The sequence below is a fragment of the Phenylobacterium sp. genome, from assembly GCF_035309685.1.
Classification (GTDB): domain Bacteria; phylum Pseudomonadota; class Alphaproteobacteria; order Caulobacterales; family Caulobacteraceae; genus Phenylobacterium.
The window spans coordinates 145,317-161,367 of the sequence record NZ_DATGEX010000064.1 but is presented as its reverse complement, the minus strand read 5'-3'; the positions used below and the strand labels follow the sequence as shown (position 1 = coordinate 161,367).

At 69.3% G+C, this 16,051-nt stretch carries 13 protein-coding genes; 5 read left to right on the top strand and 8 right to left on the bottom strand.

Features of this window, described 5'->3' with window-relative positions; all coding sequences use genetic code 11:
- Positions 1–83: 83 nt before the first annotated feature.
- Positions 84–464: a UrcA family protein gene (locus VKQ35_RS19750; protein WP_324364438.1), complete on the top strand. Its 381-nt coding sequence runs from the start codon at positions 84–86 to the stop codon at positions 462–464.
- Between the two features lie 3 nt (positions 465–467).
- Here VKQ35_RS19750 and VKQ35_RS19745 read toward each other — a convergent pair whose 3' ends face one another.
- Genes VKQ35_RS19745 through VKQ35_RS19735 form a run of 3 tightly spaced genes read right to left on the bottom strand, consistent with a single transcriptional unit; the run spans position 468 to position 5,331 of the window.
- On the bottom strand, positions 468–1,004 hold the full coding sequence (locus VKQ35_RS19745; RefSeq protein ID WP_324364437.1) for a GNAT family N-acetyltransferase: 537 nt from the start codon (positions 1,002–1,004) through the stop codon (positions 468–470).
- Positions 1,005–1,008: 4 nt separating this feature from the next.
- Complete coding sequence (locus tag VKQ35_RS19740; RefSeq protein WP_324364436.1) at positions 1,009–4,239, bottom strand: efflux RND transporter permease subunit; 3,231 nt, start codon at positions 4,237–4,239, stop codon at positions 1,009–1,011.
- Between the two features lie 27 nt (positions 4,240–4,266).
- On the bottom strand, positions 4,267–5,331 hold the full coding sequence (locus tag VKQ35_RS19735) for an efflux RND transporter periplasmic adaptor subunit (protein ID WP_324364573.1): 1,065 nt from the start codon (positions 5,329–5,331) through the stop codon (positions 4,267–4,269).
- Positions 5,332–5,577: 246 nt separating this feature from the next.
- Here VKQ35_RS19735 and VKQ35_RS19730 point away from each other — a divergent pair, with 246 nt between their 5' ends.
- Together VKQ35_RS19730 and VKQ35_RS19725 are read left to right on the top strand one after the other, a co-directional pair.
- Positions 5,578–6,018, top strand: a complete 441-nt coding sequence (locus tag VKQ35_RS19730; protein ID WP_324364435.1) for a VOC family protein — start codon at positions 5,578–5,580, stop codon at positions 6,016–6,018.
- 38 nt (positions 6,019–6,056) lie between these two features.
- Positions 6,057–7,148, top strand: coding sequence for a 2OG-Fe(II) oxygenase (locus VKQ35_RS19725; protein ID WP_324364434.1), 1,092 nt, complete (start codon positions 6,057–6,059; stop codon positions 7,146–7,148).
- A 10-nt stretch (positions 7,149–7,158) separates the two neighbouring features.
- Here VKQ35_RS19725 and VKQ35_RS19720 read toward each other — a convergent pair whose 3' ends face one another.
- The 3 genes from VKQ35_RS19720 to VKQ35_RS19710 all read right to left on the bottom strand — a co-directional run bounded on the left by VKQ35_RS19720 (position 7,159) and on the right by VKQ35_RS19710 (position 10,495).
- On the bottom strand, positions 7,159–7,998 hold the full coding sequence (locus VKQ35_RS19720; RefSeq protein WP_324364433.1) for an AraC family transcriptional regulator: 840 nt from the start codon (positions 7,996–7,998) through the stop codon (positions 7,159–7,161).
- 98 nt (positions 7,999–8,096) lie between these two features.
- A complete protein-coding gene (locus VKQ35_RS19715) occupies positions 8,097–9,143 on the bottom strand; it encodes a hypothetical protein (protein ID WP_324364432.1) in 1,047 nt (348 codons plus the stop codon).
- A 5-nt stretch (positions 9,144–9,148) separates the two neighbouring features.
- Positions 9,149–10,495 carry a methyltransferase domain-containing protein gene (locus VKQ35_RS19710; protein WP_324364431.1) on the bottom strand — a complete coding sequence of 449 codons (1,347 nt, stop codon included), beginning with the start codon at positions 10,493–10,495 and terminating at the stop codon, positions 9,149–9,151.
- Positions 10,496–10,598: 103 nt separating this feature from the next.
- On the opposite strand from VKQ35_RS19710, the gene VKQ35_RS19705 reads away from it, so the two are divergent.
- Together VKQ35_RS19705 and VKQ35_RS19700 are read left to right on the top strand one after the other, a co-directional pair.
- The gene (locus tag VKQ35_RS19705) at positions 10,599–11,876 is read left to right on the top strand and encodes a serine hydrolase domain-containing protein (protein WP_324364430.1); all 1,278 of its coding nucleotides are present in this window, start codon (positions 10,599–10,601) and stop codon (positions 11,874–11,876) included.
- 4 nt (positions 11,877–11,880) lie between these two features.
- Positions 11,881–12,225, top strand: a complete 345-nt coding sequence (locus tag VKQ35_RS19700) for a hypothetical protein (protein WP_324364429.1) — start codon at positions 11,881–11,883, stop codon at positions 12,223–12,225.
- Here the strand turns inward: VKQ35_RS19700 and VKQ35_RS19695 are convergent.
- Positions 12,219–14,942, bottom strand: coding sequence for a TonB-dependent receptor domain-containing protein (locus VKQ35_RS19695; RefSeq protein ID WP_324364428.1), 2,724 nt, complete (start codon positions 14,940–14,942; stop codon positions 12,219–12,221). The genes VKQ35_RS19700 and VKQ35_RS19695 overlap by 7 nt on opposite strands.
- Before the next feature lie 103 nt (positions 14,943–15,045).
- The gene (locus VKQ35_RS19690) at positions 15,046–16,044 is read right to left on the bottom strand and encodes a FecR family protein (RefSeq protein WP_324364427.1); all 999 of its coding nucleotides are present in this window, start codon (positions 16,042–16,044) and stop codon (positions 15,046–15,048) included.
- Between the last annotated feature and the right edge of the window lie 7 nt (positions 16,045–16,051).

The window sequence follows — 16,051 nt, the reverse complement described above, 5'->3', positions numbered from 1 at the left end:
CGTGCGCCGCCGAGGTCTCGCGCCCCTGCGGCGTCACCTGGCTCACGCGAAGCCGGGGTCACGGAAAGTTTCGGAGGAAGATCATGAACAGCAGAATTATCGCCGCGTTCGGATGCGCCCTCGCGCTGACCGGCGCGATGTCGGCCCAGGCGGCGCCGCACCCGGCGTCCAGCGAGGCCGAGGCCGCCCGCGAGGTCGAGAACATGCCGGCGCAGGTGGCGATCAAGTTCGGCGACCTGGATCTGGCCAGCCAGCAGGGTTCGGCGACCATGCTGCATCGGATCAGCGACGCGGCCCTGGAGGCCTGTGGCGCGTTCGGCGCCAGCCTTCCCGACTATCGCTGGGCGGTCCGGAAATCGACCTGCTACCGCGGCAGCATGGATCGCGCGGTCGCCAGCCTGGCCGCGCCGGCCGTGACGCGGCTCTACGAGCAACGCCGCGACTACGCGTTCAACGGGGACTGACGATCAGCCGGCGATCGTCTTGCCCATGCGGGTGAGCGGCACGGGCTCGCCGCCGCGGGCGTCGACGATCTCCTCGATCGCCTGGAAGCCGTAGCTCTCGTAGAGGGGACGGCCGGACATGGTGCCCATCAGCTCCAGGCGCTTGAAGCCTTCGGCGCGGGCGGCGTCCTCGCAGAGCTGCAGGATCAGGCGCCCGACGCCGCGGCGGGCGAAGTCCGGGTGGGTGTACATCGCCCGCACGCGGGCGGCGTCCCTGGCCGGGTCGAGCAGTTCGGGATCGCGGCCCGGCGTGTGGTCGCCGCCGTAGAGAGTAGCGCGCCGGCTCCAGCCGCCGCAGCCGGCGACGCGGTCGCCATCCTCGACGACGAAATAGGTGCGGTCGGCGACCAGCTGGCGGTCGAGGCCCATGATCGTCCGGCTGGCGGCGATCTGGGCGGGGCTCAGGAAGCCCTTCTGCAGCTCGGCGATGGACGCGGCCATCACCGCCTCCAGGGCGGGCAGGTCGTCCTCTGTCGCGACGCGGGACGTGAGACCGGCCACGGGCCTATTCGGCCGCGCGGGGGATATCGTAGGGTTCCACCGGCGCCGGCTTTGGCGTCACCCCGACCAGACGCTGGCCGAAGCGCCAGTAGCTGGCGAACCGCGCCGAGGCGACCTTGGGCGCGGCCAGCAGCACCGGCGTCAGCACTAGCGTCAGCAGGGTCGCGAACGATAGGCCCCAGACCACGGTCCCGGAGAGCTCCACCCACCATTCCGACCCCGGCGCCTTCAGCTCGATGTGGCCCGTGTGGAAGTTGGGGTGGATCTGGAACATCATCGGCAGCAGGCCGACGATGGTCACGATGGTGGTCAGCATCACCGGCCGGAAGCGCTGGGCGGCGGCGCGGACGGCGGCCTCGTCGGCGGGGAAGCCCTGGCGCCGCAGCTGATAGAAGGTGTCCACCAGCACGATGTTGTGGCCGACCACCACGCCCGCCAGCGACACCACGCCGGTGCCCACCAGGATCACCGAGATATAGTCGAAGGTGTGCAAGAGGTTGATCTGGATGCCGAGCAGCACCCCGATGGTCGACAGCGCCACCGCCGAGAGCGTCACCAGCACCCCATAGAAGCTGTTGAACTGCCACAGCAGGATCACGCTCATCAGGAACAGCGAAACGCTCATGGCCACTATGAAGAAGGTGGTCGCGTTGGCGCCCTCTTCGTCGGCCCCGACGAACTTGACGTGCACCTCGGGATCGATGGCGGCCTTGGCGAGCCAGGGCTTCAGCTGCGCGATCTTCTGGTTGGCTGCGATGCCCTTGATCGTATTGGCCTGGATCAGCACCAGGCGCTGGCCTTCACGGCGCTGAATCAGGCTGACCTGCTGGGTCGGCAGGCGCTTGACGAAATAGCTGGCCGGCACCGGTCCGGAGGGCGTGGTGATCTTCAGCTGGTCGAAGGCCGCGATGGTCCGCGCATCGCTGGGGAAACGCATGCGGATGTCGAGCTCTTCTTGCACGTCGTCGGGGCGGAAGCGGCCGACCAGCACGCCATCGGTGAGGAACTGGATCGCCTGGCCTACCGCCAGCACGTCGACGCCGTAGCGGCCGGCGGCCACCCGGTCGACGGTCATGTTGTACTGGATGCCGGGCGAGGTTCGGCTGTCCTCCAGGTCGATCAGCTGCGGATCGGCCGACAGCTTGGCCTTCACCAGGTCCGCGGCCTTGTCGAGCACCAGCGGGTCGTGGCTGTTCAGCTGCACCTGCACCGACTTGCCGATCGGTGGGCCGCTCTCCGGCTCGCGCACTTCCACCGACATGCCGGGCAGGTCGGCGACGCGCTCGCGGATCTCATTGGCGACGTCTTCGCCGCGGATGCCCAGCGCCTTGCGCTGCTCGTACTTCACGAACTGCACCTGGATGCGGCCGACGGTGTCGTTGGGCGGCGAGTTGGGGCCGCCGAAGGAGACCACGCTGCCGGAGCGGACATACATGGACTCGACGCCCTTGATGTTCCCCATCCGCGTCTCGACCTGGCGGGTCAGCGCGTCCTGCGCCTCGGGCGACAGATTGCCCCGCGCCTTCAGATAGACGGTCACCGACTCCGGGTCCTGGTTGAGGAAGAACTCGGTGCGGTGCGGGGTGGCGGCGAACCAGAAGACGATCAGGAAGACGATTCCCATGGTCCCGGCGACGGTGCGTCCCGGATGCTCGCCCAGGTAGGAGAGCGTGTGCGCGTACCAGCCCATGAACCCGGTCATCTCGCGCGGATCGCCGTGCTCGGACTTCTCGATCTCGGCCAGGTGGGCGGCGTCGACGGCGGTCGCGCGGCCGAAGATCGAGCCGATGGCCGGTGTGAAGATCAGGGCCACGAAGATCGAGGCGCCTAGGACGAAGAACAGGGTGAGCGGCAGGAAGCTCATGAACTTGCCGCTGATCGAGTTCCAGAACATGAACGGCAGGAAGGCGCAGAGCGTGGTCAGGGTGCCGTTGACCACCGGCCAGAACATGCGCTTCGCCGCCGCCGCGAAGGCCTGCTCCCTGGGCATGCCCTCGGCCATCTTCCGGTCGGCGTACTCCACCACCACGATGCCGCCGTCGACCAAAATGCCGACCGCCAGCAGCATGCCGAACATGACCATCTGGTTGAGCGTCACGCCCATGCCGTGGATCATCATGAAGGCGATCAGGAAGCACACGGGGATCGCCAGGCCCACGATGATGCCCTGGCGGATTCCGAGGCTCGCCACCACGATCATCATGACGAGCAGGCTGGCCATGAGGATGCCGCTTTCCAGCACCGTCAGCGTGCGGCCGATAAACTCGGAGTTGTCGTAGGTGTAGTCGACCTGCACGGTCGCGGGCCAATGCTTGGACTCCTCGGCGACCACCTTGCGGATGGTCTTGACGGTGTCGAGCACGTTGGCGCCGCTGCGCCGCGAGACGTCGAGCGCCACGGCCGGCTGGCCGTTGAAGCGGGTGACGAAGGAAGCTTCCTTGAAGGTGCGCCGCACGCTGCCGATGTCGGCGACGGTGACCACCCGGTCGCCGTTCTTCTTGACCGGCAGCGCCAGGATGTCGGCGGGGTTCTGCACCACGCCCGGGATCTTCATGGCGAAGAGGCCGGCGCCGGAGCGCAGGTTGCCGGCGGGCACCAGCTGGTTGTTGCGTGCGATCACCGCCGAGAGGTCGGACGCGGTGACGTTGTAGGCCTCCATCCGCAGGGGATCGATGTCGACCTCCAGCACCTGGTCGCGGGCGCCGCTCTCGAAGGCCTGCTGCACGCCCGGCGCGGCCTCGAGGCGTTCCTTCAGGTCGCGGGAGATGCGCGCCAGCTCCCGTTCCGGCGCCTGGCCGTGCAGGATGACGCCGATGATCGGCTGGTCGGCGAAGTTCTGCTCCTCGATGTCCGGCGGCTCGGCGTCGGGCGGGAAGCGGCCGCGCGCCAGGTCGACCTTGGAGCGCACGTCGTCCAGCGCCTTCTGCTTGGAGAAGTCCGGCTCGAACTCAAGGGTGACCACCGCGGCGCTTTCCTCGGCCACAGCGTTCATGTGCTTGATGCCCTGGATGGTCTGCAGCTGGACCTCCAGCGGCTTGACCAGCAGGCGCTCGGCGTCCTCTGGGCTGACGCCCGGGAACGGCACCACGATGGTGATGTAGGGCAGGTCGATGTCGGGGTTCGATTCCCGCGGCATCGAGCTATAGGCGAGGATGCCGAACAGGCAGGCCACCAGGGTGACGCCCAGCACCACCTTCTTCCGCTTGATGGCTCCGTCGATCAGCGCACCGATCATCGCTCTTCTCCCGTGGCCCTGGCGCTGCTAGCGCACCAGGGCGACACGAACCTTCTGGCCGTCGGCGACATAGGACTGGCCGACGGTGATCAATTGCACGGGGCCGGTGAGCCCGGTCACCCAGACGCCCTCCTTCGTTTCTTCCAGCACGGTCACCGGCGCGAAGGCCACGCGGCCGTCGCCCACGACATAGCGGACGCCCTGGCGGCCCGCGGCGTCCAGCACCAGCGACGAGACCGGCACAAGATGCGCCGGACCGGAGCCCGCGCCCACGTGCATCTCCGCCGACAGGCCCGAACGCACGTCCAGCTTCGGGTTCGGCAGGGTCATTTCCAGGTGGTAGGTCCGCGTCTGCGGATCGGCGTCATGACTGACGTAGCGGATGTGGCCGCGGAGCGTCTGGCCCGAGACCAGCCGCGCGGTGGCCGGCGCGCCGACCTTCATGCTGGCGGCCTGGGTCTCCGGCACGTCGCCGACGACCAGCAGGGGATTAATCTCGATCATGGTGCCGCACGGCTGGCCTGGGCCCAGATAGGTCCCGACCTCGGCGTCGCGGTGGTCGAAGACGCCGGCGAAGGGGGCCTTGATGTTGACCTGGGCGAGCGCGATCTCGGCGGCGCGCACCGCGGCGCTGGCGGCGTCCAGATTGGCCTGGCCCTGCAGCACCTGGGTCGGCGAGCGGAAGCCCTTCTTGGCCAGTTCCTCGTTCTGCTGCTGGGTCAGCTGGTTCGATTTCAGCGCGGCGCGGGCCTGGTCGAGCGCGGCCTGGCGGGCGTCCACCGAGACGCGGCAGAGCACCTGGCCGGCCTTCACATAGGTGCCCTGCAGCACCGGGGCCGCGGCCACCACGCCGGCGGTCTCGGAGCGGATGATCACGGTGCGGGTGGCCTGGGTGCGGCCGCGAACTACCACGTCGTAGGGCCGCACGATCTCGGGGATCATCGTCGCCTGGACGCTGGGCGGGCCGGAGGTCGGCGCGGCGGTCTTGGCCTGCGCCGGATGCGGGGCCACCGCGCCGAACAGGCTGCGCACGATGAAGTAGAGCGCGACCACGACGGCGATGGCGATGACGAAGACGTACTGGGATTTCATCCGGATCAAGCTGTTCCTGAGCCCCCTACAGCTCTGCGCGAATCACCTGCGCCGTAGCACGCGTCCCTCATTTAGAGGTTTTCCGCGCTTGTGATGCCACCGTTACGCGACCGCAAATGAAATCGCGGACATGATGGCCCCACAGCGTTTATGACTGGTTCCTGCCACTCCACTGCAACACAAGGTTGCGACCTTGGCCGCGTGACCCGGTGTCGCACAAACTTACGATGTAAGGAATAACTACAGGTGAAATATCTGCACACCATGGTCCGGGTCACCGACCTCGACGCCAGCCTCGAATTCTATTGCGACAAGCTGGGCCTGGTGGAGGCCTCTCGGGTCGAGAACGAACGCGGGCGGTTCACGCTCGTCTTCCTCTGCGCCCCCGGCGACGAGGCCCAGGCCAAGGCGGCCAAGGCCCCGATGGTCGAGCTCACCTTCAACTGGGATCCGGAGGCCTATGAGGGCGGCCGCAACTTCGGCCACCTGGCCTATGCGGTGGACGACATCTACGCCACCTGCCAGCGGCTGAAGGACAAGGGCGTGACCATCAACCGCCCGCCGCGCGACGGCCACATGGCCTTCGTGCGCTCGCCCGACAACATCTCGATCGAGCTGCTGCAGGCCGGGCCCGCGCTGGCGCCGGCCGAGCCTTGGGCTTCGATGCCCAACGTCGGGGTGTGGTAGGCCTGCGACCGCAAGCGTTCGAGTCGTCGGAGCGAGGCATGGCCCAAATTCCGCAGGGCAAGATTCCGCAGGTGGGCGAGCCCGCGCCGTTCTTCGCCGCCGCCACCGACGGCGTCGAGCGCTACAGCCTGGATGTGGTGGCCGGCCGCTGGATCGTCTTGATGTTCTTCGGCACGGCGGGGCGGCAGGAGAGCGCCGAGGGCCTGGCCCGCGCGCTCGAGCGCCGCGAGCTGTTCGATGGCCCGAACGCCGCTTTCTTCGGCGTCAGCATCGACCCGGCGGATAGGGCTGAGCGGGGCCTCGCCAACTCCGACCCCGGCGTGCGCTTCTTCTGGGACTTCGACCTGGCCGTGACCCGGCTCTGGGGCGTCGCCGACGAGGCCAATCTGCACCCCTCGCTGTTCCTCATCGACCCGGCCTTCCGCATCGCCATGAGCGCGCCGATCGAGGCGGTGGACGCGGTGCTGGACCGCTTGGCGCAGGAGTTGGCCGACGCGCCCGCCACGACCGCGGACCAGTATGCCCCGGTCCTGACGCTGCCGCGCATCTTCGAGCCGGAGCTCTGCGAGGCGCTGATCGCCTTCTACCGGGCCGGCGGCGCGACCCAGTCGGGCTTCACCCGCGATGTGGGCGGCGAGACCGTGCAACAGCTCGACACCTTCATCAAACGCCGCCACGACGTCTTTATCGAAGACGAGGCGATGATCGAGGCTCTGGCCACGCGGCTGCGCGCCCGGCTGTTCCCGATGGTGAAGCGGGCGCTGGGATGGCAGGCGCAGCACATCGAACGCTACCTGGTCAGCCGCTACGGCGCCGAGGACCAGGGCTTCTTTTCGCGCCACCGCGACGACGTCACCGCCGGCACCGCGCACCGCAAGTTCGCCGTCAGCCTGAACCTCAACGACGGCTACGAAGGCGGCGACCTGATCTTCCCCGAATTCGGCCCGCGGACCTATCGGCCGCCGCTCGGCGGGGCGACGGTGTTCTGCTGCAGCCTGCTGCACGAGGCGACGCCGGTGACCCGCGGCGAGCGTTTCGTCTTCGTGCCGTTCCTCTATGACGAGGAGGGCGCCGCCATCCGGGCCCAGAACCTCGGCAAGCTCTCCGCCGACCTGCGCGGCGAGGGCTAAGCGCGGCGGCTCAGGCGGCCTTGCGCCAGGCGCCGGGCGCGGCGCCGAAGGTCCGCCGGAAGGTCGCGTTGAAGTGGCTGATGTCGTTGAAGCCGACATCCAGCGCGATGGCGGTGATCGGCTCGGCTGTGTCCAGCAGGCGGTTGGCGGCGGCGCGCAGGCGGGCGCCGATCAGATACTGGTGCGGGCTGTCGCCGACGACGGCGCGGAACACGCGGACGAAGTGATAGCGGGAAAGGCCCGCCGCGGCGGCCAGTTCGTCCAGCGACAGGGGCTCGTCGAAGGCGCTGTCCAGCAGGCGGGCGACCGCGAGGACCCGGGCGCGTTCCGGCGGCGTCACCGGCAGAGGCGCGGCGCCGCGGGCGACGCGCAGCGCCATGCCGACCAGCTCCAGCACCTCGTCTTCGCGGAGCGCGCCGGCGGCGGCGCGGCGCAGCGCGCCATAGAGCGGAGCCGCCCGCCGTGACGGCGGCAGGACCGCGAGCCCAAAGGTCGGGGCGTCATAGCCGCAGTCGCTGGCCACCTCGGCCATCAGCGCGGCGCTCAGCGCCACGACCGCGCGCCGGTTGCCGGCCCCGTCCAGGTGGCGGCACTGGAAGGCCTCGCCCGCATTGCCGAAGACGATGGCCCCCGGACCGCCGGCCCCGGCGCCGGTCTGCGAGCGGTAGTCGAAGACGCCCGAAATCACCGCCCCGATGGCTGGGCTCGCGTAGCGCATCTCCATCGGCGGCGCATCGGGCTCGGCACGGCAGCAGGCCTCGCCCAGGCCATAGAAGTCGGTGCTGACCGCCAGGGGCGGACCGCAGGTCTGCACCTTGAACTCGGTCTTTGGCGTGGCGGCGACGCGCATCCGCCCTGAGAGATCACGGCCTTCCGGGGCGCGCAAGAAACCCCAGGCCCGACGCGCGACCAACGGAAGGGATGCGGCGACGGTTGGATGCGGCGGCCCTATCCGGCGCGGCTCGCCAGCTCCCGCTTCACTCTGTCGATCGCCGAGCGCCAGTCGCCGGGGGCCGGTTGCCGCGCCAGCCGCACGCTCGGATACCAAGGGCTGTCCGCCCGCCCGCGCAGCCACCGCCAGTCGGGATTGCGGTAGGGCAGCAGGATCCAGGTCGGCTTGCCGAGCGAGCCGGCCAGGTGGGCGACCGCGGTGTCGACGCTGACCACGGCGTCCAGGCCCGCGACGATCTCGGCGGTCGCCTGGAAATCGGCGGCGCCGGTGTCCTGCGGATCCAGGCTGACCGCGCCGGGCAGCGCCATCAGCTCCGCGGCGGCCTCGTCGCTCAGCGAGCGGTTGGCGTCGTTGAAGTGGTTGGGATCGCCCTTGGCGACGACGCCGAGACCCGAGCCTTGGCGCGGCGACGACGTCAGCGCCGAGGGCGGGATCGTCTCCAGCGTGGTCCCAAAGATCAGCGGCAGCGAGCCGATCAGACACCAGGCGTCCTGCGCCGGCAGCGCCATGCCGTTTTGCAGCGCCTCGACCCGGTCGGCCAGCGGGCTGAGCAGCCGCACGAGCGGCGCCTTGCAGACCAGGGTCACGCAAATCCCCCGCGCCCGCAGCAGCGGCAGGTAGCGGGAAAACTGGATCACGTCGCCGAACCCCTGCTCCGGCCAGACCAGCAGCGAGCCGACCGCCTCGCCGCGCCATTCCGGAAACGGCAGGGGCGGGACGGGCACCCGGCCGCGGGTGATCCCGCGCCGCGCCTCGAACAGCGGCCAGCCTTCAGCGAAGTCGCCGTCTGCGAGCCGCGAGCAGCCCAGGCGGAAGCGCCAGTCGTTATCCGTCGGCCGCACCGAGAGCGCGTCGCGCATCACGCCTTCAGCCTCGCCCCAGCGGTGCTGGTCGCGGTAGAGGCCGACCAGATTGTTGCGGGCGTCCATGGCCTCGTCGCCGGCCGCCTCGACGATAGCGCGGTAGCGGGCCTCGGCGGCGGCCAGGTCGCCGCGCATGTGCAGCGTGTAGGCGATGTCGATGGGCCGCGGCGGCGACGTCATGGCGGCTAGGCCAACAGCCGCGCGAGATCGGCGCGCAGTCCGCTGAGGTTGGCGGCGACCTTGGCCTTGTAGCCGATCACCGCGGTGCGATCGACGCGCCACATATGGTCCGACGACCAGGCCATGCCGAAGACGTCCAGCAGCATGGAGCGGAACTTGCCCGAGCTATGACCGCCGGCCCAGGCGTCCTTGGCCCACTGTTCCTCATAGCCCACCGTGTCCGCCGAGGTGAGCGCGCAGAGCAGGGGATGCAGCCTCGCCGACATCACCGAGCGGTGGCGCTGGATTTCGGCGATGGTGCGGTCGAGCGGCCCGCCCAGGTCGAAGTCCGCGTCGACGATCAGCAGTTCGTCGTCGCTCGGCCGGCTCATGGGAAAGGCGTCGATCAGCCAGTCGCCGAGGTGGCGGACGTTGCCGCGCCCCTGGCCGTAGATCAGCGCGTCCTCCTCATAGCGGGCGTACCAGGTGTGCAGGCGCTCGATGACGCCGCCGAGGCGCTCGCGGTCCAGGGTCTCGCGGTACTGGGTCCCGAAGACGCCGATGCTGACCGGGGCGCGTTCGATGAGCGCCGCCAGTTCGTCGGTGAGCAGCGGCGCGTAGAGGCTGTTGCCGAGGCCCAGGATCAGCAGGTCCGGCGCGCCTTCGGTCGGTGCGTCGAACGGCTTGTGCTGCAGGTGGCGCACCACGGCGTGGGCCGGCAGCACCTGGCTCAGCAGATGCACGCCCAGCCGGTCTCCGAAATTGCTGACGTTGCTTTGCGAGACGACCCAGACGGTCTTCTCCGCGGCCTGCGGCGGCGCCGTCGGGTCGAGCCGCATCAGCACCTGGCCGTTCTCGATGCCGCGCGCCGCGGCCCGGTTGAAGCCGGCGGCCTTCAGCAGCGCCCCCAGCTCGGCGCGGGTGTAGTCGTTCATCCAGCCCAGCGCGCGGCGATCGGCGGGGCCTTCGCCGGCCAGGCTGTAGCTGAGGACGACCGGCTTTCCGAGCGCGCGCAGTTTCCGCAGGAAGGCCGGGACGTCGGCCAGGTATTCCAGCACGCCCAGCGCCACGGCGATGTCGCACGGGGCGTCGGGGAATTCGCCGGCGTTGAAATCGCAGATCAGGGTCCGCTCGTCGCGGGCGGCGAGATCGCAGGGCTGGTAGGCGCAGTCCGACGGCAGGAACCGCTCCAGCGCCATCGCCCCGCAGCCAAGGTCGAGCACCCGCGCGCCGCGCGGGATGAAGTCGGCGGCGATCTTCGCGCGCCCGTCCCAGGCCGCCATCAGGGCGTCCGGATTGCCCCATCGCTCAAGGTCTGTCTCGGCTCGCTCCGCCAGCGCCCTGCGCCGTTCGGCGTCTGTCTCATCCGTCATGGGCGTTGCTTATAGGCGCCCCGTCGGCCCGCCAAGCGGGAGCCCCATTGCCAGCTCCGACGGAAATGAGCCATCACTGCTCATAAAGGGGAGGAGCTTCGACATGAAACTCAGGATGTTTGCGGTCGCCGCCATGGCCGCGCTGGCGCTGGGCGCCGCCGCGCCGGGCTACGCCGCGCCGAAGGGCGTCGCCGATCCGAACGTCTCTTCACTCGTCAAGGGTGATCCGGTCGCGCTCGGCTTCGATCCGGCCAAGCTCAAGGTCGCCGAGGATGGGCTGAAGGCGGACGTGGCGGCGGGCAAGCTAGCCGGCGCCTATCTGCTGATCGGCCGCCACGGCAAGGTCGCCTTCCAGGAAGGCTTCGGCGTCCAGGGCCCCGGCCAGACGGCGGTCCCTAACGACAAGACCATCTTCCGCGTCTTCTCCATGACCAAGCCGATCGTCACCGTGACGGCCATGACGCTGGTGGAGGAGGGCAAGCTCGACCTCGACGCGCCGGTCTCGAAATACCTGCCCGAGTACGCCAACCTGGTGGTCTGGCAGAACGACGGCACGACCAAGCCGACCACCCGGCCGATGCTGGTCCGCAACCTGATGAGCCACACGTCCGGCCTGATCTACGGCTTCATCCAGCCGACCAGCCCGCTCGCCAAGGCCTGGGACGCCGGCGGTGAGAACCGTGACGACGTCAAGCTGCGCGACTACGCCAGGATCGTCGCCAAGCTGCCGCTGCGCACGGAGCCCGGCACAGCCTGGTACTACGGCCGCTCCATCGACATCCTGGGCGCGGTGGTCGAGGTCGCCAGCGGCAAGACCCTGGACGTGGCGGTCAAGGAACGCGTCACCGGCCCGCTCGGCATGACCGACACCGGCTTCTGGCAGCCGGCCTCGCAAAAGGCCCGCTTCGCCGAACCCCTGGCCGCGAGCAACCTGCCGGGCATCGGCAACCCCTACTACGACTACGCCAAGAAGCCGGTGCTGTTCTCCGGCGGCGGCGGCATCTCGTCCACCGCCGAGGATTACCTGCGCTTCGCCCTGATGCTGCAGAACAACGGCGAGTACAAAGGCGTGCGCATCCTGAAGCCCGAGAGCGTCGCCAAGATGCGCGAGGACCAGACCACGCCCGCCATCCGGCAGGCCGGCCTGTTCTTTCCCGGCCCCGGCATGGGCTTCGGCCTGGGCGGTTCGGTGGTCATCGACGACAAGGTCGCCCGGCCGGGGAACGGCACCTACAGCTGGTGGGGCATCGCCGGCACCGAGTTCTGGGTCGACCCGAAGAACGACCTCTTCATGGTCTTCATGATCCAAAACCGCGAGCGCGCCATGGAATACCAGCGCAAGAACCGCGCCTGGATCTACGACGCCCTGGTCAAGCCCTAGGCCGATGCGCGGGCGGCTGATCGCGGCGGCGGGCGTGGCGGCGGCGCTGGCGGCGTCCGTCGCCCTGGCCGCCCAATCACCGCCGAGCCAGGCGCCCGCCCAGCCGCAAGCTCCGCCGCCGCTCGACCCGGTGGCGATACTGAAGGACGCCTGCGCCATGTGCCACGGCGTCGACTTCATCGCCGAGCACCGCAAGGACCGCGACGATTGGGACTTCACCGTTCGCCGGATGATCGACAAGGGCGCCGACCTCAATCCCGATGAGGCGGCCGCGCTGATCGACTACCTGGCCAAGACCTACCCCAAGCCGGCGGCCGCGTCGGCTGGCGGCGCGCATGGCGTTCAGTAGGTCACCGCGGCGCGAACGCCGACATAGCGAAAGCTGTCCCGCGCCGGCTTCCAATTGATCGCATCGGTGGGCGGTATGGCGGTCTGGTTGATATTCCACTGGGTGTCGCGGCCGCGGGTGAGCGCGTAGCGCTGGTCGAACAGGTTGTCGACGAAGGCGGTCAGCTTCCAGCGGTCGTTGCGGACGCCGGCCGAGACGTTGGCGACGCCATAGGCGTTCTGGATGGAGTCAGGATCCTGCAGCAGGTTGAAGATCACCTTCGACTGCCAACGGTAGCCGGCTGTCGCAAACCCCACGTACCCGCCGCCCGCCCAGGCCAACGGCGCCTCATATTGGGCGTTGAGGTTGATGTTCCACTTCGGCGCGTTGGACAGCGGCTTGCCGGAAAGGTCCTGCACGGCGTTGATGCAGCCCTGGGCCGCGGTCTGCGCCGGGAAGCAGCCGGCATTGGGGAAACTGTTCATGACCGCGTCTGTGTAGGCGGCCGATCCCGTGACGCTCAGTCGTTCGTTCAGCCGCGCGGCCAGCTCGGTCTCGACCCCCTTGGAGGTCACCTTGCCGATGCTGTTGAGGACGTTCTGATTGGTGATCTGATCCCGGCTCTGCGCCTGGAAGCCATGGAAGATCATGTCGAAGGCGGTGGCGTTCCAGGTCAGCCTGCGGTCGAAGAAGGTGCTCTTGAAGCCCATCTCGAAGCTGTCGACCGTCTCCGGCGGGATCGGCTGCCTGGCGGCGACGGCGTCGGCGGTCGGCACGCCCTTGAGCGGTCCCGCCGCCAAGAGGGCGCGGATCGTGAGCGTGCTGCTGAGGTCGTAGGCCATCCCCTTCTCGCCGCGCGAATAGGTCGCGAACGTCATCAGGGCCGGTGTGACGTAGTACTGGCCGCCCACGCGCCCGGTGACGGAGGTGTTGCTGTTGCAGGTCTGGATCGGCAGCGTCGGGCTGGCCGTGGAGCACCTTGGATCGCCGTAGGTGACCTTGTCTGCGTAGTCGACGAAGCTGTAGCGGATGTCCTCCCGGTTGATCCGAAGGCCGGCCAGGAGGTTGAGCTCATCGGTCAGGCGGTACGAACCCTGGCCGAAGACCGCGTAGTTGGTGGCCTCGGCCCGGGACAGGTAGGCCGAATAGGCGGTGCTGTTGGTCGTCGGCAGTGAGGCCAGGCCGTTGAAGGTCCCGAGATCGTTCGAGCCGCGCACGAAGAACCGCGCCGATCCCGTCCGGCTGTAGAACAGGCCGCCGACGTAGCGCAGCGGGCCGGAGTCCGCGGAGGTGAGGCGGAGCTCCTGGGTCACGGAATTGATCTTGAAGTCGCCGCCGTTCGCGGACCCGCCCTTGGGCGCCGTCGGCGCGAACTGCGAGAAGTCGATGTCGGTCGAGTCGGTGTCCTGCCGGTCGTACAGGTAGTAGTGATCGTAGGACGAGATCGACGTCAGGGTGAGGCCGCCGAGCTCACGCACGATCCGCAGGCCTGAGCCATAGTCCAGCGCGTTGCCCCGCGCGTCCACGTCGTAGCGGGCGTTCTGATTGTCCGGTCCGGGGGTGATCCCGGCCAGGACCACCGGCTGGGGGACGTTGTTCCTGCCGACCGTGACGCCCGGACTGACGAACAACTCCGCGCCGGTGCAGCAGGAGGCGACCGTGCGGGTGATGTAGGGCGAGAGCGTCACCGTCCAGTCGGCGTCAGGCGTCCATACCAGCTTTCCGCGCAGCGTGGTGTCCGACTGGCCGTTCAGCCAATGGCCGTCCGTCAGGTTGAAGACGTTGCCCCGGTAGTCGCTGTAGTTGGCGGCGAGGCGAAATTTCAGGACCTCGTTGAGGGGCCCCGAGATGGTCGCCTGATAGCGCTGCTCGTGGTCGTCGGTGAACATCGCTTCGCCGTGGGCGGTGAAGTGGTCGGTGGCCGGCTGGGTGGTGATGCTGATCACCCCGGCCGAGGCGGCCTTGCCGAACAGGGTGTTCTGCGGCCCGCGCAGGACCTCGACCTGCTGGACGTCCACCAAGGCTGAGAAGGCCGCCGCCTGGAAGGCCTGGGGCACATCGTCGACCACCACCGCCACGCTGGACTCGGTGGCGATCGAGAAGGCGTAGGTGCCGATGCCGCGGATGTTGATCGAGTTGTTCCCAGGCTGGCTGGTCTTGGTGATGGTCACCGACGGCGCGATCTTCACCAGGTCGTCGAAGTCGCGGACGTTGCTCCGCTCCATGGCTGCGGGGGTGGCCACCAGCACCGAGCCCGGCACGTCCTGCACGTTCTCTGTCCGCTTCTCCCCAGTGACCAGGACCTCGTCGATCACCGCATGTGGGTCGGCGGCCGGCTCGGGGGCGGCTGTGGGGTGCGACCGCTGGGTGATCTTCTCCGCCACCGGCGAGGGGCCGGCGTCGGTCGCCTCGGTCACCAGGATCACGTTGGCGGAGGTGCGGCGGAAGGTCAGGTTGGAGTGGGACAGCAGGATCTTGAGCGCGTCGTCCTGCGACATCCGCCCCCGGAGGGCGGGGCTGCGGCGGCCGCTGACCAGGGCCTGGGAGAAGAGGATCTGGGTGTTCGACCGCTCGCCGAAGGCGCGCAGGGCGCCGCCGAGATCCCGCGCGGGAATGTCGAACTGGTAGGCCACCGGTTGCGCCTCGGCGGGCGTCGCCGTGAGGGCGCAGGGGGCGATGACGGCCAGGGCGGCCACGGCAAGCAGCACGCCGCCGCCCGGCCCACTCGCGGACCTCATCACTTCCTCCCCCGGCGTTCGCCGTGTCGTTACGCCCGTCTCGCCCAAGAGCGGCGGGCTGTTGGTTTCGACGCGAGCCGCGGCGGCTTCCTCAAGTCGAACTCTACAGTCGTCGGACGTTTTCACGCAGGCGAATAGTGATCACGCTGTCGCTGCGCTGCACGGTCACGGGGAAATAGGATTGAACGGCGTCCACGAAGGCGTCGGTGTCGCCGGCCCGGAAGACGCCCGAGACGCGCAAGGCGCCGGCGGGGCCCTCGACCACCAGCTCGGGCGCGCCGTAGTTGTTCATCCGCGCCGCCGCGCCGGCCAAGGGTTCGTCGTCGAAGACCAGCTTGCCTTCGCGCCAGGCCAAGGCGTCCTCCGCGTCGATCTCGCGCAGCCTGGCGTCACCCGTGTCGGGCACGGTCAGTTGCTGGTGCGACGACATCTCGACGGGAATGGCGCCGCGCCCTGTCACGGCCACCCGGCCCTCGAGCAGGGTTACCACCACGGCATGCGGCTGCTGTTCGACTGAGAACACCGTGCCGAGCGCCGTCACCGTGCGGGCTCCGGCGCGCACCTTCATCGGCCGGGCGAGGTCCTTGGCGACCTCGAAATTCGCCCGGCCGGCCAGGAGTTCGACGCTGCGGAGGTCGCGGGTGAAGGTGACCTTGACCGTCGTCCGCGCGTCCAACGACAGGCGCGAGCCGTCCGACAGGACGATCGTGCGCTGCTCGCCGTGACCGGTCCGGAAGAAGGTCGGCGCCGGCGAACGCACGCGCAGCCACCCGACGGCGGCGATCGGCGCGGCGATCAGGCCGACGAGCCCGGCGGCCAGGGCGCGCCGGTTCGGCGAACCCGCCCAGCGCCGCCGGCCCGTGCGCCGCGCGCGGTCCAGGGCGTCGCGCCGGCGCGTCAGCAATTCCGGAGCGGCGGCATGTTGACCCAGCAGGTCCCAGCTCGCCTGGGCGTCGCTGAACGCCTGGGCGTGCGCCGGGTCCTCATCGCGCCACGCCTCGAATGCCGCGCGCAGGCCGGGATCCGCCTCGCCTTCGGCCAGCCGCAGCACCCAGGCTGCGGCCTCCTCATAGACGTCGTTGAACGGTTCTGGTCTGACCACGGTCCCG